The organism is Cohnella rhizosphaerae (assembly GCF_029525575.1).
In the GTDB taxonomy this organism is placed as follows: Bacteria; Bacillota; Bacilli; order Paenibacillales; family Paenibacillaceae; genus Cohnella; species Cohnella rhizosphaerae.
Map to the genome: position 1 here is coordinate 154,292 of NZ_JAPDIA010000008.1, position 20,049 is coordinate 174,340.

Consider the following 20,049-nt stretch of genomic DNA (forward strand, 5'->3'; position numbering starts at 1 on the left):
TTTATTTTTTTGTAAGATTATACCTAGCGTTTTTTGCAACCTTTTGGCGCACGCTTGCGTCAGAGGGGATGCGAGAGAAGGAGGATCTCCCGTGGTGGAGCCGGAATTGATCAGAGCTGCGCAGGCCGGCGATCGGGAAGCGCTCGTCGCGCTGCTTCGCGAGATCGAACACCAGGTTTACCGTACGGCCTATTATTTGCTTAACCACGAGCAGGATGCGATGGACGCCGCGCAGGAAGCATTGATTCGGGTATACACGAAGATCAATTCCTACGAAGAAAAGGCTCAATTCCGCACGTGGGTTCAGCGCATCGTAACGAATATATGCATCGACAAGTTTCGTCGCAAACGACCTTCCGTTTCGATCGACGAACACGAGATGGTATTTCAGGCTAACGAAGACGTCGAGGCCGAGGTGATGAGCGGATACGCTTCCGAAGACATTCGCGAGGCGATCGGCAAGCTTCCGGAGCATCACCGCACCGTGGTCGTGCTTCGTTATCTGCAGGATTTCTCTTATAACGAGATCGCCGATTCGCTCAACTTGCCGTTGAATACGGTCAAGTCTTACTTATTCCGCGCCCGGCAGCAACTGCAGACATTGCTGCATGACTATCGCAAAGGGGGTGTCCGGGGATGAACCGCGAAGAGGGGATGGAGCTCGTGCAGCGTTCGATCGACGGCGATTTGAACGAGGAAGAGTCGTCGCGCTTGCAAATGTACCTGCAAAATTATCCGGAGTGCGCCGCGCTCCTCGAACGGCTGACCCGGCTGTCCGAGGAACTGACGCAGCTGCCGCATGTCACGCCCAAATACAGTCTGGTCGACGCGATCCTGCCCCAACTGGAACGCCTCGTGCCGGATCCGGCGCCGGACGCCGAGCAAGCGCCGGACGCCGAAGCCGCATACGAGCCGCGTTCCCGGAGAACGGGCGGCCGCAAGTCCGTCTACCGCGGCCTGGCCGCGGTCGTCGCGGCCGGCGTCGTCGCCGGCGTCTTGCTGATCGCCCAGCCTTTCTCGCTGCAGTCGGATCAGCAGAAGGCCGCCTTGGAGCAGGAGTCGGCGGCCGGGTCCGCGCAGGGAGCGGCGTCGTCCGACCTGCTGCGCAAGAGCGTAGTGAACGAAAAGGCCGTGCCGGATATGGCTGGCGACAGCGCAAGCTCGTCCGGCCAACAGCGTTCAAGCTCGAACGTCTCCGAAGCCACGGCGGACGAAAACAACGCGTCGGTCGGCGGCACGAGCCTGAACGGGACCGACGGCGGCGCATCCGGCACTTCTGCCGGTTCGGCCGCCGCGGCGCCGACGGCCAAGATCGAGACGAAGACGCCCGCCGCAGCCTCGTCGGATGCGCCTTCCGCCGCGGAAGGTGGCGCCCGGCAAGGCTTGACGCCGCCGGCATCCGCTTCCGCATCCGCCGCCGCGTCGGCAGACGTAACGGACAAGTCGGATCAAGCAGCGCGGGACGCGGGAGGCACTTCGGCCGCCGCGCCTGCCGCTACGGAACCGCCATCGCTTGCAGTCGAACCGAACGTCGCGTTTTCGGCAGCGGAACAATACACGCCTTCATGGGCATCGCCCGACGGCAAGCTGACGGCGATCGCGTTCGACGGCGGACTGCGGATCGTCAAGCCCGACGGTTCCGGGACGGTTTTCGAGAGCGACAAGCGCGACGGCGCGGTGTCCGACGTCACCTGGGGCCAGGACGGGCAGGATCTTTATTACACCTGGACGGATGCTTCGGGCAAGGCGACGGACCTGTGGTGGAACGCCAAAGAAAATCGCGAGCAGGCGCGCTGACCGGCTGTCACCAATCGAGCGGCTGCCGCGTATAGTGGGATTATAAAAGTCGCCGCGCCCCCTGGAGGCGCAGTCACGATCGTTCGCGCTAGGCACCATGGGCCTGCACGTCGAACGTTGACATAGATTCCAAGGACAAAGAGATCGCGCCAGACGTTAACGGGCGCGGTCTCTTTGCTGTATAATGGGGTGCGAGGTGGTCGTATTGGAATCGAGACAAGCTTTTAAGGAAATCCGGGAAGGACAAATCCGTCCCGTGTACATATGCTTCGGCACGGAGAGCTACCGCATGAACGAGTTCGCGGAACGTCTCGTCGCCGCCGTGGCCGAGCCCGAGCATCGCGACATGGCGATCGAGCGCTTCGATACGGCGGAGCATTCGCTCGACGTTATATTGGAAGAGGCGGAGACGATGCCCTTTCTCGTGCCGAGCAAGCTCGTGCTGGTGCGCGACAGCGTCGTATTCGGGTCGGCCAAGGAGTCGGCGAAGACGGAGCATCGGCCCGAGCGGCTGCTTGCGTATATGCGCAAGCCGTTCGAGACGACCGTGCTCGTCTTTATGGTGCCGCACGACAAGCTCGACGAACGCAAAAAGACGTCGAAGGCGGCCAAGCAGGACGGCATCGCCGTCAATTTTTCTCCGCTCGGACCCGACGAGCTGCTCCAGTGGATCATGGGCCGCGCAACCAAGCAGGGCCGTACGATGGACCGGACGGCAGCGGAAGAGCTGATCCGCCGCGCGGGCACGGAGATGGGCGCGTTGTCGTCGGAGACGGACAAGCTGTGCCTGCATGCGGGCGAAGGCGGCACGGTGACGGCCGAAGCCGTCGCCGAGCTCGTGCCGGCCGGCGTGGAGCAGAGCGTGTTCAAGCTGACGGAGGAGATCGCTTCGCTGCGGACCGACAAAGCGATCGCGCTTTATCACGACCTGCTCAGGCGCCGCGAGGAGCCGATCAAGCTGGCTGCGCTGCTCGTCAGACAGTTCCGCAGCATGCTGTACGTCAAGGAGCTGGGCAAGCAAGGCTACTCGCCGCAGCAGATGGCGGGCCAGCTCGGCATGCACCCCTACGGGGTCAAGGTGACCGCGGATCAGGCCAAGGCGTTCAGCATCGAACGGCTGACCGCGCTCCTCGGCGGCCTCGCCGAGCTCGACTACGAGATGAAGACAGGCCGCGTGGACAAGACGCTCGGCCTGGAGCTCTGGCTGCTGCGGACCGGGTCGGGTGCAGGAATGAAAGCATGAACGTTGACAGCCGACATGCGCCGACACACCTCAAGCTGGAGATCTTGATACGTCTAGGAGGAAGCGATAATTGTTGAAAAGCAGTTAATCGATGCGCTGATCGGGGCACCCGAAGGAAGAAGTGTTCAACGGCATTTAATTTGTTCAAAACCGGGTTAAAACGTTCGAACGCAAGAAATTAAATGCGCTTCAACACTTATTTGCCCGAGACCGTCGCGATGTGGGGAAATAACGGCTTTTTAACCATTACACAGGGGACTGCTTGCAGCAAGGCCCGCCAGGGCTTATTTCTGCCCTGGCCGTTTTTCTTTATTGCTGGAGCGCCTTGCGAAACGCCTGGATAAGCAGCGGGACGACTTCGAACAGGTCGCCGACGATGCCGTAGTCGGCAATGCCAAAGATGGGCGCTTCGGGGTCCTTGTTGATCGCGACGATGATGCGCGAGCCGCTCATGCCGGCCAGATGCTGGATCGCGCCGCTGATGCCGCAGGCGATGTAGATCTCGGGCGTGACGACTTTGCCCGTCTGGCCGATCTGCAGGCCATAGCCGCAGTAGCCGGCATCGCAGGCGCCGCGCGATGCCCCGACGGCGCCGCCGAGCAGCTCCGCCAGCTCCTCGAGCGGGCGAAAGCCGGCGGCGCTTTTCACGCCGCGCCCGCCCGCGACGACGATGCGGGCCTCCGTCAGATCGATCGCGCCCGCGGTCTTGCGGACGACCTCCCTGACGACGGTACGCAGGTCCGCCGCGTGGTCCGCCGACCGCTTGGCGATATCCGCGGCCAGACCGTCCGCGCGCGGCTCGGCCGCGGGGAGATTGCTTGGCCGGATCGTTACCACCTGCGGATAAGCGGTAAACGCTCTGCGCTCGATCGCCTTGCCGGCGTAAAGTGGGCGAACGAACAGGGTCTCATCGCCGTCCCGTTCGATCGCGATCACATCGGAGATCTGGCCTGCGGACAATTTGGCCGCAAGCGCGGGCGCGAAGTCCCGTCCGAACGCGGTATGCCCGAGGAACAGGCCGTCCGGCCGCAGCGATTGGAGCAGCGGGTCAAGCGCCCGGGCGTACGCTTCCGGATTGTAGTGCCGCAGCGCCTCGCCCTCGATCGCATGCACCTGCGCGAGCGGGTAGGCGGCCAGCTCCGCGGCCAAGCCGTCCAGGCGCTCGCCCAGCAGCGCGGCATGAATGGCGTCTCCCTCATCCGCAACGTCCGCGGCCGCCCGAAGCGCTTCCAGCGCCACGCGCCGAAGCTTGCCGTCCCGGTGCTCCGCTACGATCAAATACGTTTTGCTCAACTTGCATGCCTCCTTTGTGGCGATGGCGGTTACGAGCGCGTCAGATCGCTCGGGAAGCGGCGCGCAGCAAGCCGACGAGCGCTTCCGCCTGCGCCTGCGGGTTCCCCTGCAGCAGCTGCCCGGCCTGCCGGCCCTGCGGCGGCGACAACGAGACGCGGACGGTTCTCGCCGCATCGGGCCCGCCGGCCAAGCCCAGTTCTTCAGCCGTCAGCGATTTAAAGGGCTTTTTCTTAGCTTTCATAATGCCGGGCAGCGACGGATAACGCGGCTCGTTCAGTCCTTGCTGGGCCGTGAACAATGCCGGCAAGCGCACGTCGATCCGCTCGACGTCCCCTTCGGCGTCGCGCTCGGCGCTTGCCGTCCCGCCGTTCACCGTCAGCTTCGTGATCGAGGTGACATGCGGGAGGCCCAGCGCGGCAGCCACGCGCACGGCGACCTGGGCGCCGCCGGTGTCGACGGAGAAGCTCCCGCCGAGCACGACGTCGTAGGACTGCTGCCGCAGAACGGCGGCGATCGCTACTGCGGACGCGAATTCGTCTTGTGGCAGACCGGCGTCGTCGATGTGGATCGCCTCGTCCGCGCCCATCGCAAGGGCGGTGCGCAGCGCCTCGGCGACCCTGGCCGGACCGAGCGAGATCGCCGTCACCTGTCCGCCATGCGTTTCTTTAAGCCGGATCGCCTCCTCGATCGCATATTCGTCGTACGGATTCACGACGAACTTGACGCCTTCCTCGACGACTTTGCCGCCGCTTAGCACGATTTTTTCCTCGGTATCGAACGTCTGCTTCAACAGCACCGCCATATTCATCCGATATGCGCCTCCCTTATTGGGGTGATGGAAAAAAAGGCCGTTCGTTTTGCGCATCGACCTCAGGCCCGCAGCGCGCGCAGAAAAAATCGACCGTGCCGTCGACCTGCGCCGCAAGCGCGTACTTGCGCTCCGAGAGCAGCCAGGACGACACCGCCTCGTCCATCGCCCCGAAGATCAACTGGCGAGACAGCTTCACGTCGATCTCCGGCCTGAACGCGCCGTCCGCGATGCCCCGGAGGAGGACGCCCTCGATGAGAAGCAGGTAGGGCTTCAGCGTCTTGCCGATCTCCTTGCGCAGTTCGAACGCGCTCTGCCGCAGCTCGATCTGCGTGACATGCGCGAGCAGCGGGTGGCGCTCGAGTTCGGCAAAGTGCAGTTCGCATATCAAGCGCAGCGCTTCCTCCGCAGTCTTCGACGCGCGCACGGCGTACTCGAACTTGCCGATCAGAGCGCCAAGCCGTTCCCGGAACAGCGAAACGAGGATATCCTCCTTGTTTTTGAAATATAAATAAATCGTGCCGTCCGCGACGCCGGCTTCCTTCGCGATTCGCGAGATTTGCGAGCCGCGATACCCGCGCTCGGCGAACACCTTTACGGCCGCGTCCAGAATCCCTTCGAATTTTTGCAGCCTCCCGACCGCCATGCGCCCGCCTCCCGAACGAGTCTCTTTAAAATGAAATGAATACTCATTCATTTCTAGATCTATATTTAAGTGCCGGCGAAAAATGACTTGCGTTCTGCGTCGCGCCACGACATTGGCGGTTTACGCATGCCGGCGAAGCGACCTCGGAGGAGGGAGGGGGGCTCATGCTGCCGTCCTGGCTGAACGGATTGCTGTTTCTGCTCGTAACGGGATATGCCCTATGTTTGTTCTGCCAAGCGGTCTATCGCCGCTATGCGTACATGAAGCTGGGGAAGGCCTCTGTCAAACCGCCGGACTGGCGAAAACGCGCGCGCGAAATGGCGGCGCAGGCGCTTGGGCATACGAAGCTGCTCAAGGATCGACGAAGCGGGATCATGCATCTGGTCGTCTTCTACGGCTTCATCGTGCTTCAATTCGGCGCGCTCGATCTGATTTATACCGGGCTGTCGGGCGGCGAGCCGCTTCCGATGCCGGGACGAACCGCATTCGGGCTGACGCAGGAGATCGCCGCGCTGCTTGTCCTTATCGCTGCAGGCTATGCCGCCTATCGCCGGTACGGCGAGAAGCTCGCGCGCCTGAAGCGAGGGTGGAAGCCCGCGATCGTATTGCTCCTCATCGGCGTCCTGATGCTGACGGTGCTGCTGTCGCTCGGTTTTTACCGCGTTTGGGAAGGACGCGGCGCGTCCGCCTTTGCGCCGGTTTCCTCGCTGATCGCCGAAGCCGCGTCGGGCCTGACGCTGACGCCGGCCGCCGCCAAGAACGCGTTTTTCGTCTGCTGGTGGGCGCATCTGCTCGTTTTGCTGACCTTTCTCGTGTACGTGCCGCAGTCGAAGCATTTTCATCTGATTACCGCGCCGATCAATCTGTTCCTCGGCCGGGCCGAGCCCGTAGGCAAGCTGAGTTCGCTAGACCTGGAAGACGAGACGGCGGAGACGTTCGGCGTCGGAAAAATCGAAGATTTTCGCAGGGGGCAAATGCTTGATTTCTATGCCTGCGTGGAGTGCGGCCGCTGCACGAACGTGTGTCCGGCAGCGGGCACCGGAAAAGCGCTGTCGCCGATGCATCTCATCACGAAGCTGCGGGACCATCTGACGGAAAAGGGAGCTGCGATCACAAGCAAATCGCCATGGGTGCCGACTTTCGCGTTTTCTAATGTAAGCGTTCACAGCATGTCCGCGGATGCCGGTTCGCCTCCACCCTTTTTCCCGAATCCCGAATGGAAGGAAGACGCAGCCGGCGGCGCGGTCACCGATATTCGGCCGACGCTGGACTGGCAGCGGGAGCGGTGGACGGTGACCGACCGCAAGCCGGAGGAGGTGTCGCTGATCGGGGACGTCGTAAGCGAGTCGGAAATTTGGGCGTGCACGACCTGCCGCAGCTGCGAGGATCAGTGTCCGGTCGGCAATGAGCATGTCGACAAGATCGTCGATCTGCGGCGCTATCTCGTCCTGACCGAAGGCAGCGTGCCGCAAGAAGCGCAGCGCGCGATGCAGAACATCGAGCGTCAGGGCAATCCCTGGGGCATCAGCAGAAACGACCGGGTACGGTGGACCGGAGAAATCGGCGGCATCCCGGTGCCGACGGTGAAGGACAATCCAGGTTTCGAAACGCTGTTTATCGTCGGCTCGATGGGCGCATACGACAACCGAAGCCGTAAAATTTCGCGCGCCTTCGTTCGGCTGCTGCACGAGGCGGGCGTCAACTTCGCGATTCTCGGCAACGAGGAAAAAAATTCGGGCGACGCCCCGCGGCGAATGGGCAACGAGCTGCTGTTCCAGCAGCTGTGCGCGGAAAATATCGCCACCTTCCGCAAATACGGCGTTCGCCGGATCGTGACCGCCTGTCCGCACACATTTCATACGCTGAAAAACGAATATCCCGATTTCGGACTCGTGGGAGTGGAGGTGCTCCATCATACGCAGCTGCTCGATCGGCTGCTGCGGGAAGGAAGGCTCGCGCCCTCGCATTCCGTCAAGGAGCGGATCGTCTATCACGACTCCTGCTATCTTGGGCGCTACAACGGCGAATACGATGCGCCGAGGCATCTTTTGCGCGCGATCGAGGGACTCGAGCTGCTGGAAATGGATCGTTCGCGCGAAAATGCGATGTGCTGCGGCGCGGGCGGCGGCCTGATGTGGATGGAGGAAACGGCGGGCAAACGGGTCAACGCGGCGCGGACGGAGCAGGCCTTGCAAACGAAACCGACGATGATCGGGAGCGCCTGCCCTTATTGCCTGACGATGCTCGAGGACGGCACGAAGCAAATGAAAGCGGACGACCGTGTCAAGGCGCGGGACGTCGCGGAGATTTTGGAGCTGGCGGTGTTCGGCGCGACTTGAGGCGCTTCGAGCCATTTAAACCAGGATGAGGAGGTTCTCGTATGGCTTTTAACATCAGAAAAGCGGCGGTCGTCGGCTCGGGCGTCATGGGCGCGAGCATCGCCGCGCATCTGGCGAACGCGGGCATACCGAGTTTGCTTCTGGACATCGTCCCCGATTCGCTCGCGCCGGATGAGGAAGCCAAGGGATTGACGCTCGCCGATGCCGCGGTCCGCAACCGGCTGGCGGCGGGCGCGCTCGCGAGGCTGCCGTCCGTCCAGCCCTCCCCCTTTTACGACGACGCCTTCGCGGGTTTGATCGAGCCGGGCAATCTCGAGGACGACCTGCACCGGATTCGGGAGGTCGACTGGGTCATCGAGGCCGTCGTCGAAAAGCTGTCCGTCAAACGAGACGTGTTGATGCGAATCGAACGCGATTGGCGACCGGGCGTCATCGTCAGCTCCAATACGTCGGGCGTTTCGATCCGGGAGATGGCCGAGGGACGAAGCGAAGCGTTCAAAGCGCATTTTCTCGGCACGCACTTTTTTTAATCCGCCCCGTTACATGAAGCTGCTCGAGCTCGTTCCCGGAGACGAGACCGATCCGGCGATCGTCAGCCGAATGGCCGAATTCGCCGAGCGTATCCTGGGCAAAGGCGTCGTCGTCGCCAGGGATACGCCCAACTTCATCGCCAACCGGATCGGCGCTTACGGCTTGCTCGCGACGCTTCGGGCGATGGAGGCCGGCGGCTTTACCGTAGAAGAGACGGACGCCGTCACCGGTCCGGCGATGGGCCGTCCGAAGAGCGCGACGCTGCGTACGCTGGACCTGGTCGGCATCGACACGTTCTTGCACGTGGCGAACAACGTGTTCGAGAAGACGGACGATCCGGCGGAAAAAGCGGCGTTCGAGCCGCCGAAGCTGCTGCATGAACTGGCTTCGCGGGGGTGGATCGGCGAGAAAGCGGACGCGGGATTCTACAAAAAAGTGAAAGGCGCGGCCGGCAGCGAGATTCTGTCGCTCGACCCCGCAACGATGACGTACGTCCCGGCGGCGAAGCCGAGCGGGGCGTCGCTGGATGCCGCGGCGGCGGCCAGGGGCGCGAAGGAAAAAACGAAGGCGCTGCTAAACGGAAAGGATCGGCATGCGGAGCTGGCATGGCAAATTGTGAAGCAAACGCTCGTCTATGCGGCGGAAAAAGTCGGCGAGATCGCAGGCTCGGTCGACGACGTCGACAAGGCGATGCGATGGGGCTTCAACTGGGAGCTCGGCCCGTTCGAGCTGTGGGACGCGATCGGGCTCGTGGCGTCCGCAGCCCGGATGGAAGCGGAAGGCACGCTCGTGCCGGCCTGGGTGAAGGACTGGATCGCGGCGGGACACGCGTCGTTTTATCGCCGGGAAGAAGGACGCGCCGCTTATGCTTACCGCGGCGCTTACCGCGAGCTCGACGAGCGGCCGGAGGCGATCTCGCTGCGCGGGCTGAAGGAGAAAAGCCGGGTCGTGCGGTCGAATGCCGGCGCCAGTCTGATCGACATCGGGGGAAGGCGTGGCGGCGCTCGAATTTCACTCGCGCAGCAATGCGATCGGCGGCGACATCCTGGCGATGATCGGGGGAGAGCGTCGAGGAGGTGCGGCGCAACTACGACGCCCTCGTCATCGCGAACGAAGGGCGCAATTTCTGCGTGGGCGCGAACCTCATGCTGCTCCTCATGGAAGCCCAGAACGAGGAATGGGATGAAGTGGAGGCGATCATCCGGCTGTTCCAGGACACGATGACGAAGCTGAAGCGCTTCGAAAAGCCGGTCGTCGCGGCGCCGCACCGGATGACGCTCGGCGGGGGCGTGGAGGTATGCCTGCCCGCAGACGAGATCGCGATGCTGGCCGAGACGTACTTCGGACTGGTCGAAGCCGGCGTCGGCCTCATTCCGGCGGGCGGCGGCTGCAAGGAGCTTGCGCTGCGGGTCAGCGGAGACCATCCGGATCCGGAGATCGACCTGCAGCCGCACGTGAACCGGCTGTTCCTGAACATCGGTACGGCCAAAGTGTCGACGAGCGCCCACGACGCGAGGAAGCTCGGCTATCTGCGGGCGGGCGACCGGATCGTCATGAGCCAGGAGCGCCTGATCTACGAAGCGAAGCAAAGCGCGCTTCGACTTGCGCAGACGGGCATTGGGACGCCCGTGCCGCAGCGAATCCGCGTGGTCGGCGCGGAGGGCAAAGCCGTCATGAAGCTGGGGGCGCGCGGCATGCATACGAGCGGATACATCAGCGATCACGACCTGCTCATCGCCGGCAAGCTCGCGCACGTGCTCGCCGGCGGGGACGTGCCGGCAGGCACGTACGTGACCGAGCAATACATGCTGGATTTGGAACGCGAGGCGTTCCTCAGCCTGTGCGGCGAGCCGAAAACCCGGCAGCGGATGCAGCATATGCTCGCCAAGGGAAAGGCGCTGCGCAACTAACGAGCGAAGGGGGGCCGAATGTCCCATGAGAGAAGCAGTCATCGTGTCGGCCGCGCGCACGCCCGTCGGCCGCGCCAAAAAAGGAAGCTTCGTCCATACGCGCGCCGAGGATCTGGGGCGGACCGTGCTGGAAGCGGTCATCGCGCGTGCGCCCGGCGTCTCCAAGGGGGGACGTCGAGGATATTATCGTCGGCTGCGCGATGCCGGAAGGCGAACAGGGCCTCAATTTCGCGCGCATCATGTCGCTCTACGCGGGTTTTCCGTCCGCCGTGCCTGCGATTACGATCAACCGGTTTTGCGCGTCCGGTCTGCAGGCGATCGCCTTCGCGGCCGAGCGGATCGCCGCCGGCGGCGCCGACGTCATCGTCGCGGGCGGCGTCGAGAGCATGAGCCATGTGCCGATGGCCGGATTCAAACCTTCGCCGCATCCGGCGATCGTCGACGAGCGGCCCGATATTTATATCGCGATGGGCCATACGGCGGAGAACGTCGCCGAACGCTTCGGCATCTCCCGCGAGGATCAGGATCGGTTCGCAGCGGACAGCCACCGCAAGGCCGCGCTGGCGCAGGCGTCGGGCGTCTTCCGCGAGGAGACGGTGCCCGTGGCGACGTCGGTCCGCGGCTTCGGCGCGGACGGCAAGCCCTGGGAGCGGCGGCTCGTGCTCGAGGCGGACGAAGGCGTTCGGCCGGATACGACGCCGGCGGCGCTCGCAAGGCTGAAGCCGGCCTTCAAGGCGGGCGGCACGGTTACGGCGGGCAACGCTTCCCAGATGAGCGACGGCGCGGCCGCCCTGCTCGTCATGAGCCGCGAGCGCGCGGAGGCGTTCGGGCTCGCGCCGCTCGCCGCGTTCAGGTCGTTCGCTCTGGCCGGCGTCGATCCTGACGTGATGGGCGTCGGGCCGGTCGAGGCGATTCCGAAGGCGGTGCGGTCGGCGGGCTGGTCGATGGCCGACGTCGATCTGTTCGAGATCAACGAAGCGTTCGCTTCGCAATGCCTGCACGTCGTTCGCGCGCTGGCGCTGGACAAAGACAAGGTGAACGTCAACGGCGGCGCGATCGCGCTTGGCCATCCGCTCGGCTGCACGGGCGCGAAGCTGTCGGCGAGCCTGATCTACGAGCTGCGCCGCCGCGGAGGCGGCCGCGGGATCGTGTCGATGTGCATCGGCGGCGGTATGGGCGCGGCCGGCGCGTTCGAGGTCTATCCCGCTTAGCGGGTAGCCGGACCGGCGATTCGCCGCATGACCGAAGCGCGATAAGCGTTCAAGGGAGGTTTCTCGCAAATGACCGAAAAATCGTTCGAAAAAACGGCGGGCGGCGGCTTCGTCGTCGCGGACGCCGATTATGCGTCGGTCGCGACGCCCGAGGACTTGACCGAAGAACAGCGCATGATCGCCGAAACGACGGAAGCGTTCGTCGACCGCGACGTGCTGCCGCACGACGAACGGCTCGAAGGGCTCGATTACGAGCTGACCGTGAAGCTCATGCGTCAGGCCGGCGAGCTCGGCCTGCTCGGCGCGGACGTCCCCGAGGCATACGGAGGCCTGGGTCTCGACAAGATCAGCTCCGCGCTCATCAGCGAGCGGCTGTCCCGCGCCGCTTCCTTCGCCCTGTCGATCGGCGCGCATGTCGGGATCGGCACGCTGCCGATCGTCTACTTCGGCTCGCAGGCGCAGAAGCAAACGTATTTGCCCGATCTCGCTAGCGGCAGGCTGCTCGCGGCATACTGCCTGACCGAGCCTTCGTCGGGCTCGGACGCGCTCGGCGCCCGTACGACGGCCCGGCTGTCCGAGGACGGCAGCCATTACGTGCTGAACGGGACGAAGCAGTTTATTACGAACGCGGGCTTTGCGGATCTCTTCATCGTATACGCGAAGGTCGACGGCCAGCATTTCAGCACCTTTATCGTCGAGCGCGCGATGGCGGGGGTGAGCGTCGGACTCGAGGAGAAAAAGATGGGCATCAAAGGGAGCTCGACGCGTCCGCTCGTGCTCGAGGACGTGAAGGTGCCGACCGAAAACCTGCTGTGGGAGGTCGGCAAGGGCCATCTGATCGCCTTCAATATATTGAATATCGGCCGCTTCAAGCTTGCCGTCGGCTGTCTGGGCGCCGCCAAGGAGGCGATCGCCTTAAGCGCGAAGTATGCGAACGAACGAATCCAGTTCGGCAAGCCGATCTCCGCTTTTCCGCTCGTGGGCAAGAAGCTCGCGGAGATGAATACGCGCGCCTACGTGCTCGAGAGCGTCATTTACCGTACCGCGGGGTTAATCGACGCAGGCTTGTCCGGGATCGATCATGCTTCGTCGGATTCCGGCGTTCAATCGGCCAAGGCGATCGCGGAATACGCCATCGAATGCTCGATCAACAAGGTATTCGGTTCCGAAGCGCTGGACTTCGTCGCGGACGAAGGCGTTCAAATTCACGGCGGATATGGCTACATCCAGGAGTACAAAATCGAGCGCATTTATCGCGACTCGCGCATCAACCGCATTTTCGAGGGCACGAACGAGATTAACCGGCTGCTCATCCCGGGGACGCTCGTGAAGCGCGCGCTCAAGGGACAGCTGCCGCTTCTGCAAAAGGCGCAGGCGCTTCAGACCGAGCTGCTCCAGCTTGTGCCGGGGCGTACGTTCGAAGGAACGCTGGAAGAAGAGACGCACTTGACGGCGATGGCCAAAAAAATATTTCTGATGGCCGGGGCGGCCGCCGTCCAGCGCTACGGCCCGAGGCTCGAGGAGGAACAGGAGATACTTGCGGCGCTGGCGGACATCCTGATTCAGCTGTACGCGATGGAGAGCGCCCTTCTTCGCGCCAAAAAGCAGCTTGCGGGCCAGGGAGAGGAACGGGCTGCGCTCGCCGTCGCCATGACGCGGGCGTTCGCGCACGACGCTTTCGGGCGGATCGAAGCGCTCGCCCAAGAGACGCTGGCGGCCGTCGAAGTCGGCGATTCGCTGCGGACGCAGCTGTCGGCGCTCAAAAAAGCTGGCGCGCCGAGGCCCGGTGGATACGGTGGCGCTGAAGCGTCAGGTGGCGGCGGCCGTCGTCCGGGAAGAAGGCTTCGTCAGCTAACAAAGCGATAGATGCCGGACCGTGAGGTGATGGGTTTGTCACAAACGCCTTGGTATGTTCATTACCCTAGCGAAGTGCCCCGGACCTGCCCGTATCCGCAGCATAATCTGGCCGCCTTTCTCATCGCTTCCGCCGAACGCTTTCCCGACCGCACGGCGCTCAGCTTCCTGGGCAAAAAAACAACGTATGCCGGGCTGCTCGACTCGGCGTACCGGTTCGCGGGGGTGCTGGGAAAGCTTGGCGTCCGACGCGGCGAGCGAGTCGCGATCATGCTTCCCAACTGTCCGCAGCTCGTCGCCGCGTATTTCGGGACGCTGCTCGCCGGAGGCGTCGTCGTCATGACGAACCCGCTGTACGTGCAGCGGGAAATCGCGCATCAGCTCAAAGATTCGGGCGCCGTCGCCATGCTGACGCTCGACCTGCTGTTCCGCAAAGCGAGGGACGCCGCGCAATCGCTGCCCGATTTGCACATCATCGTGACTTCGATTAAAGACGGACTTCCTTTTCCGAAAAGCTGGCTGTATCCGATCAAGGCGAGGCGGGAGGGGCTCGACCGGCAGGTGTCCTACGGACCGCGCGTCCATCATTACGCCAAGCTGCTGCGCGATATGCCGCCGCTGCCGATTCACGCGGAGGTGGACGCCGGGCGGGAGCTGGCGCTCCTTCAATATACGGGCGGTACGACGGGCGTCGCCAAAGGCGTCATGCTGACGCACGCCAACCTCGTCGCCAACACGATTCAAACGAGTCTGTGGTTTTACAAAAGCGAGCCCGGCCGGGAACGTTATTTGGCGGCGCTTCCTTTTTTCCACGTGTTCGGTTTGACCGTGCTTATGAACCAGGCGATCATGCTGGGGGGGCGAGTTGATTCTCGTACCGCGATTCGAGGCGGGCGACATTCTGCGCATCATCGACAAGCAAAAGCCGACCGTATTTCCGGGGGGCCCCGACGATGTACATCGCGCTTATCGGCCACCCGAGGGTCAAGGATTACGACCTGTCCTCGATCAACGTTTGCATCAGCGGCGCGGCGCCCCTGCCCTATGAGGTGCAGGCGCGGTTCGAGGAAATCACAGGAGGCAGGCTCATCGAAGGATACGGGCTGACGGAAGCGTCGCCGGTCACCCACGCGAACAACATCTGGGAATATCGCAAAAAGGGGTCCATCGGCCTGCCTTTTACGGATACGCTTGCCAAAATCGTGCATCCCGAAACCGGGGAGGATCTGCCCGTCGGGTCGACGGGCGAGCTCGCGGTAAAGGGGCCGCAGGTGATGAAGGGCTACTGGAACCGGCCGGAGGAGACGGCGCGGGCGCTTCGGGACGGCTGGCTGCGCACGGGCGACATGGCGCGCATGGACGAGGAAGGATTTTTCTATATCATGGATCGGATGAAGGATGTGATCATCGCGGGCGGCTACAATATATTTCCCCGGGAGATCGAGGAGGTGCTGTTCGAGCATCCCGCGATCGAGGAGGCTGCAGCGCTCGGCGTGCCCGATCCGTATCGCGGGGAAACGGTGAAGGTGTACGCCGTGCTGAGACCCGGAGCGATGCTGACCGAATCGGAGCTCAGGGCCTGGTGCAAGGAGCGCCTCGCAGCCTACAAGGTGCCGCGCATTTACGAATTCAGAAGCAGCCTGCCGAAAACGATGGCCGGGAAGGTGCTGCGGCGAAAACTGCTCGAGGAAGAGGAGAAAGCCGGCCGGCATTCCAACGACCTATAATGCGCCGGGCGCCGCTAGCGCGGGCGGCCCGGGAGGAGGGAGCGCCATGGAAGGACCGAACCTCGCGTCCGGGTCCGATGCGGAAATGGTCGAGCGGGCCCGCCGCACGTTCTGGGGATACCTCGGCTGCGAGCTGATTCGGCGGGACGCGCGCGAGACCGTCGTCGAGCTGGATGTCGAGGAGCGGCATATGAACTTGATCGGAATGATGCACGGCGGGGTGCATACGGCGCTGCTGGACTCGGCGATGGGGCTGGCCGCGATGGCGGCGCTGCCGGACGAGGATGTCGTGACGTCGAGCCTAAACGTCCATTTTACGGCGCCGGCGCGGGTGGGCAGGGTGCGGGCGACCGCGGCCGTCGTGCATATGTCCGGAAGGATCGTGACTGCGGAGGGCAGGCTGTACACGGCGGACGGCAAGCTGTCGTCGATGGCGACCGCGTCCTTCCGTGTGGTCGAGCGGAAAAGCGGAGCGGAGTCGCAACGGCCGGGATCCCCCGAGACGCCATAAAGTCAAAAAAAGCCGTACCCCGGAGGGTACGGCTTTTAAACGCCATTATGGATTAAGGCACCGTCTTACGCTTGCGCGGACAGCGCGTTCAACTTCTTGGCGAGACGGGACTTCTTGCGGGAAGCCGCGTTTTTGTGGATGAGGCCCTTGGTTACTGCCTTGTCCAGCTTCTTCTGTGCGACTTGAAGCGCATTCTTCGCTGCTTCGACGTCCGTGCCCACTACGGCTACGTCCGCTTGCTTAACGGCGGTACGAAGAGCGGACTTCTGGGAAGCGTTGCGCAGGCGGCGCTTCTCGTTCGTCTTGGTACGCTTGATCGCGGATTTGATGTTCGGCATTGATTTCACCTCCTGCAAAAACTGCAAGTATTTCTCCACACAACTTGTAACATTCTATCATGCAAGGGGGCAAAACGCAAGACAATCGCGGAGCCTGTGCGGTTGCGTCTATGAGTCGCGATTGCGCGGCCCGCGTGCATGCGGACCGCGATGCCCCGTTCAGCAGTCGGAGAGGAGCGAATACGCGTTGAGCGAGCTTGATTTAAGCATGTACGACGTCAGAACGGACTTGGCGCTCGAGGCCAAGGAGAGAGCGGAATCGCTGTCGGGCGGCACCATTCCCGGCGTCTGGACCGAGACCGAGCGCGAGGGCGGCATCACCGTCACGCGGATGGAGATTCAGACGGAGCAAGGCGCGCAGGCGATCGGCAAAATGCAGGGGAATTATGTCACGCTGGAGGTGCCGGAGCTGAGGCGCGGCGATACGGAGCTTCAGAACCGCGTCGCGACGGCGTTCGCCAGAGAATTCGAGGCGTTTCTTGCCCGGATCGGCGTCGGTCCGAAAACGTCCGTCATGGTCGTCGGCCTCGGCAACGGCAAGGTGACGCCGGACGCGCTCGGTCCGATCGTCGTCGACAATCTGATGGTGACGCGCCAGTTTTTCGAGCTGATGCCCGACCAGGTCGGCGAAGGCTATCGCCCCGTCAGCGCGATCGCGCCCGGCGTGCTCGGCACGACGGGCATCGAGTCGAGCGACATCGTGCTCGGCGCCGTGCAGCAGGCGAAGCCGGAGCTCGTCATCGCGATCGACGCGTTGGCGGCCAGATCGCTCGAGCGCGTGAACACGACGATCCAGATCGCCGACACCGGCATCCATCCAGGCTCCGGCATCGGCAACAAACGCAAGGGACTGACGCGCGCGACGCTGGGCGTGCCCGTGCTGGCGATCGGCGTGCCGACGGTGCTGTACGCTTCGACGATCGTCAACGACGCGATGGACATGGTGCTGGAACATATGAAGCAGCATACGCGCGATACGGATCCGCTGTTCGGCGTGTTCGGCACGATGGCGGGCCAGGAGCGGCTTCAGCTGGTCAAAGAGGTGCTGCAGCCTGTCGGCCACGATCTGCTGGTCACGCCGAAGGAGATCGACGATTTCATCGAGGATCTCGGCAACATCGTCGCCAGCGGTCTGAACGCGGCGATGCACCAGGCGATCGACACGGACAACGTGGCTGCTTACACGCATTGATCCGGACGCGCATGCCCTGAAACGCATGCCCTGAAACGCATGCCCGGAAGTCCGCACGAGCCGTCTCTTCGCGCAGCCCGCAAGCTGCCGGGAGGCGGCTTTGTTTTCGCATGCGATAGCCGTGTCTGGCGCTCGGACCCCCCCCCCCCCCCGACCTCGCGAATAAAGTCCTATATGGGAACAACAGCCGAATGTCCGCCCCTCCGCCAGCTAATCAAGTCCCACTTAGGAACAACGAGCGAATGCCCGCACGCCCCCCCCTCGAATCAAGTCCCACCTGGGAACAACAGCCGAATGCCCGCCCCTCCGCCAGCTAATCAAGTCCTATCTGGGAACAACGAGCGTACGCCCGCACGCCACCTCGCGAATCAAGTCCCACCTGGGAACAACGAGCGTACCTCCGCCAGCGAATCAAGTCTTATCTGGGAACAACGAGCGTACGCCCGCACGCCCCCCCCCATGAATCAAGTCCCACCTGGGAACAACTAGCGTACGCCCGCACCCCGCCCTTCGAATCAAGTCCCACCTAGGAACAACGAGCGAATGCCCGCCCCTCAGCTGGTGGACCATAGAGGAACTTTCCTATTGTTAGGCGACAATAGCGGTAGGCGATTTGGTTCTGCTTGTACGATCAGGCGAAGCCGCGGTGTGCGATGGAATTTTACCGCTTCTCCACGTATTCGCTTACCTCGTTAGTATTTGTTATGTATAATGAGTATCGCTAACGATAACCGGACATAACGCGTCACCTTTTCAAGGCGCGTCGTTCTGCGGGGAGTGGCTCATGAGAAAAGGGAACCGGCGGCTCGCTCGGCCGCGGAAATGGTGGCCCGAACGGATGGAGAGCAAGTTGATCATCGTGTTCGTGTTTCTGATCATCCTGCCGATCGGCGTGCTTACCTACGTCGCTGCGCAGCGTTATTCGAATTCGATCGAGCGCAATACGGTCACGTTCGTCTCCCAGCTGTCGGATCAGATGATGGGGAAGATGGACGATTACATTGAAGATATGAAAAAAATATCGATCATCCCGTCGTATCAGGCGGATATTATGGAAGGACTCAAAATGTCGAACGGCTTCTACGGCGGACAATCGGGGGGGCGAAGCGGGCGGCAGCGGCGTACTGACGGAGCAGGAGCGGACGCGGCTCGCCATCGACCGCAAGATCGGCAGCAGCATTTATTTTATCAACAATATCAAAAGCAGCACGAACGTGGTCTATTTGTTCGACGTTTACGGCCATCCGTACTTCGCCATTAAAAATACGGCCATCCGCTCCGACCTGCAGGACGTGCTGCCCAGATGGACGCAGCTAGCCGAGGACGCGAACGGCACGCCGGTGCTCGTCAGCACGCAGGACGTCGCGGGCAGGGCGACGAGCAGCCGCTACGTGTTCACGGTCGTACGCAAGATCATCGATCCGCGAACGTTCGAATCGATCGGGATGATCGCGATCGACGCGAATATCGGCGTCATTGACAACATCATCAAAGATCTGGACAAGTCCACGCACGGGAAAACGCTCGTCGTCGACGAAAGCGGCAGCGTCGTTTACGACAGCGACAAGTCGCTGATCGGGCAAAATCTCAAAAACAGCGAGCTGATGCCCGGCGCGCTGACCGAGCAGGGCAGCTTTCATACGAAGATCGACGGCAAAGGCGTGCTGGCGATCTTCAAGGAATCCTCGGTCACGGGATGGAAAGTGCTGATCACGATCCCCGAAGACGAGCTGATGGCGGACGCGCTGCGGACCCGGACGTATACGATCGCGGCGGCGCTCGCCATCATGGCGTTCGCCCTGCTGATCTCGCTCGTGCTCGTGTTCGCGATCACGCGGCCGCTCCGCGGGCTCGTCCGCATGATGAAGGAAGTGCAGACGGGCAATCTCGACGTCGCTTTTCCTGTCGTCAGCCGCGATGAAGCGGGACTCGTCGGCAGCGCGTTCAACCGCATGATCGACCGGATCAAGACGTTGATCCAGGACATCTACGCGGTCGAAGAGCGGAAGAAGGAAGCCGAGCTGCAGTCGCTGCAGCACCAGATCAATCCGCACTTCATTTATAATACGCTCGAATCGATCCGCATGACGGCCGTGCTCAGCGACAATAAGGAAGTGGCCAAGATGACCCAGCTCCTCGGCAAGCTGCTCCGGTACAGCATTCACGGCGGGCTCGAGAGCGTGCCGATCGCCAAGGAGTGGGAGCATCTCGGGATCTACGTGCAGCTGCTGAATTACCGGTACGGCAGCCGGTTCGAGCTGGAACTGCCCGACACGCGCGAGACGGAGGGTTTATGCGTGATCAAGCTGCTCTTCCAGCCGATCGTGGAAAATGCCGTTTACCACGGGCTTCACGAGTCACGCAGCGGCATGCGCATCCGCGTTCAGTGCAGGCAGGAAGGAAAAGATCTGCTGTTCGAGGTGGCGGACGACGGCGAGGGCATGGAAGAGGAGACGCTGCGCAAGCTTCAGGCTTCGCTGCTCCAGGCGCCGGAAGGAGACAACACCGGCATCGGTCTTCGAAACGTCAACGAGCGCATCAAGCTGAAGTACGGGGAAACGTACGGGCTATCGATCCGCAGCAGCTTCGGTCAGGGTACGACCGTGACCGTCCGCCTGCCGACGGAGCCGGCAGTACGATAAGGGGGAA

13 protein-coding genes and 4 pseudogenes are annotated in these 20,049 nt (G+C 62.7%); 13 read left to right on the forward strand and 4 right to left on the reverse strand.

Features of this window, described 5'->3' with window-relative positions; genetic code table 11:
• The first annotated feature begins 91 nt into the window (after nt 1-91).
• The 3 genes from OMP40_RS23965 to holA all read left to right on the forward strand — a co-directional run bounded on the left by OMP40_RS23965 (nt 92) and on the right by holA (nt 3,040).
• Nucleotides 92-640 (forward strand): RNA polymerase sigma factor, encoded by a 549-nt coding sequence (locus tag OMP40_RS23965; RefSeq protein WP_277535178.1) that lies wholly within the window; start codon nt 92-94, stop codon nt 638-640.
• Complete coding sequence (locus OMP40_RS23970; protein WP_277535180.1) at nt 637-1,797, forward strand: anti-sigma factor family protein; 1,161 nt, start codon at nt 637-639, stop codon at nt 1,795-1,797. Before OMP40_RS23965 ends, OMP40_RS23970 begins: the two co-directional genes overlap by 4 nt.
• 205 nt (nt 1,798-2,002) lie before the next feature.
• Nucleotides 2,003-3,040 carry a DNA polymerase III subunit delta gene (gene holA, locus OMP40_RS23975; protein WP_277535182.1) on the forward strand — a complete coding sequence of 346 codons (1,038 nt, stop codon included), beginning with the start codon at nt 2,003-2,005 and terminating at the stop codon, nt 3,038-3,040.
• Nucleotides 3,041-3,349: 309 nt separating this feature from the next.
• On the opposite strand, the gene OMP40_RS23980 is transcribed toward holA, so the two are convergent.
• From OMP40_RS23980 to OMP40_RS23990, 3 genes are read right to left on the reverse strand one after another with little or no spacing between them, the layout of a single operon-like run.
• Nucleotides 3,350-4,333, reverse strand: coding sequence for an electron transfer flavoprotein subunit alpha/FixB family protein (locus tag OMP40_RS23980; protein WP_277535184.1), 984 nt, complete (start codon nt 4,331-4,333; stop codon nt 3,350-3,352).
• 40 nt (nt 4,334-4,373) lie between these two features.
• Complete coding sequence (locus OMP40_RS23985; protein ID WP_277535186.1) at nt 4,374-5,141, reverse strand: electron transfer flavoprotein subunit beta/FixA family protein; 768 nt, start codon at nt 5,139-5,141, stop codon at nt 4,374-4,376.
• Between the two features lie 16 nt (nt 5,142-5,157).
• On the reverse strand, nt 5,158-5,787 hold the full coding sequence (locus tag OMP40_RS23990) for a TetR/AcrR family transcriptional regulator (RefSeq protein WP_277535188.1): 630 nt from the start codon (nt 5,785-5,787) through the stop codon (nt 5,158-5,160).
• Between the two features lie 164 nt (nt 5,788-5,951).
• On the opposite strand from OMP40_RS23990, the gene OMP40_RS23995 reads away from it, so the two are divergent.
• From OMP40_RS23995 to OMP40_RS24025, 7 genes and pseudogenes are all read left to right on the forward strand, one after another.
• Nucleotides 5,952-8,126 carry a heterodisulfide reductase-related iron-sulfur binding cluster gene (locus OMP40_RS23995; RefSeq protein WP_277535190.1) on the forward strand — a complete coding sequence of 725 codons (2,175 nt, stop codon included), beginning with the start codon at nt 5,952-5,954 and terminating at the stop codon, nt 8,124-8,126.
• Between the two features lie 86 nt (nt 8,127-8,212).
• A pseudogene (locus tag OMP40_RS24000) lies at nt 8,213-9,371 on the forward strand (3-hydroxyacyl-CoA dehydrogenase family protein); the annotation flags it as partial.
• 362 nt (nt 9,372-9,733) lie between these two features.
• Nucleotides 9,734-10,567, forward strand: a complete 834-nt coding sequence (locus OMP40_RS24005; RefSeq protein WP_277535192.1) for an enoyl-CoA hydratase/isomerase family protein — start codon at nt 9,734-9,736, stop codon at nt 10,565-10,567.
• 25 nt (nt 10,568-10,592) lie between these two features.
• A pseudogene (locus OMP40_RS24010) lies at nt 10,593-11,778 on the forward strand (acetyl-CoA C-acyltransferase).
• 69 nt (nt 11,779-11,847) lie between these two features.
• Nucleotides 11,848-13,633, forward strand: a pseudogene (locus OMP40_RS24015) (acyl-CoA dehydrogenase family protein).
• 29 nt (nt 13,634-13,662) lie between these two features.
• Nucleotides 13,663-15,359, forward strand: a pseudogene (locus OMP40_RS24020) (long-chain-fatty-acid--CoA ligase).
• 46 nt (nt 15,360-15,405) lie between these two features.
• Nucleotides 15,406-15,870: a PaaI family thioesterase gene (locus OMP40_RS24025; RefSeq protein ID WP_277535194.1), complete on the forward strand. Its 465-nt coding sequence runs from the start codon at nt 15,406-15,408 to the stop codon at nt 15,868-15,870.
• A 65-nt stretch (nt 15,871-15,935) separates the two neighbouring features.
• Here OMP40_RS24025 and rpsT read toward each other — a convergent pair whose 3' ends face one another.
• Nucleotides 15,936-16,208: a 30S ribosomal protein S20 gene (rpsT, locus tag OMP40_RS24030; RefSeq protein ID WP_090114936.1), complete on the reverse strand. Its 273-nt coding sequence runs from the start codon at nt 16,206-16,208 to the stop codon at nt 15,936-15,938.
• 208 nt (nt 16,209-16,416) lie between these two features.
• Here rpsT and gpr point away from each other — a divergent pair, with 208 nt between their 5' ends.
• From gpr to OMP40_RS24045, 3 genes are all read left to right on the forward strand, one after another.
• Nucleotides 16,417-17,400, forward strand: a complete 984-nt coding sequence (gene gpr, locus OMP40_RS24035; protein ID WP_277537997.1) for a GPR endopeptidase — start codon at nt 16,417-16,419, stop codon at nt 17,398-17,400.
• A 784-nt stretch (nt 17,401-18,184) separates the two neighbouring features.
• Nucleotides 18,185-18,661: a hypothetical protein gene (locus OMP40_RS24040; RefSeq protein ID WP_277535197.1), complete on the forward strand. Its 477-nt coding sequence runs from the start codon at nt 18,185-18,187 to the stop codon at nt 18,659-18,661.
• Nucleotides 18,615-20,042: a sensor histidine kinase gene (locus tag OMP40_RS24045; RefSeq protein WP_277535198.1), complete on the forward strand. Its 1,428-nt coding sequence runs from the start codon at nt 18,615-18,617 to the stop codon at nt 20,040-20,042. The genes OMP40_RS24040 and OMP40_RS24045 overlap by 47 nt, the downstream gene beginning before the upstream one ends.
• The last annotated feature ends 7 nt before the right edge of the window (nt 20,043-20,049 follow it).

Bases quoted from the DNA above. Each gene is read 5' to 3' on its own strand.
- OMP40_RS23970 (WP_277535180.1), top strand. From the start codon at position 637: ATGAACCGCGAAGAGGGGATGGAGCTCGTGCAGCGTTCGATCGACGGC.
- OMP40_RS23985 (WP_277535186.1), bottom strand. From the start codon at position 5,141: ATGAATATGGCGGTGCTGTTGAAGCAGACGTTCGATACCGAGGAAAAA.
- OMP40_RS23990 (WP_277535188.1), bottom strand. From the start codon at position 5,787: ATGGCGGTCGGGAGGCTGCAAAAATTCGAAGGGATTCTGGACGCGGCC.
- OMP40_RS23995 (WP_277535190.1), top strand. From the start codon at position 5,952: ATGCTGCCGTCCTGGCTGAACGGATTGCTGTTTCTGCTCGTAACGGGA.
- OMP40_RS24025 (WP_277535194.1), top strand. From the start codon at position 15,406: ATGGAAGGACCGAACCTCGCGTCCGGGTCCGATGCGGAAATGGTCGAG.
- rpsT (WP_090114936.1), bottom strand. From the start codon at position 16,208: ATGCCGAACATCAAATCCGCGATCAAGCGTACCAAGACGAACGAGAAG.
- gpr (WP_277537997.1), top strand. From the start codon at position 16,417: ATGTACGACGTCAGAACGGACTTGGCGCTCGAGGCCAAGGAGAGAGCG.
- OMP40_RS24040 (WP_277535197.1), top strand. From the start codon at position 18,185: ATGAGAAAAGGGAACCGGCGGCTCGCTCGGCCGCGGAAATGGTGGCCC.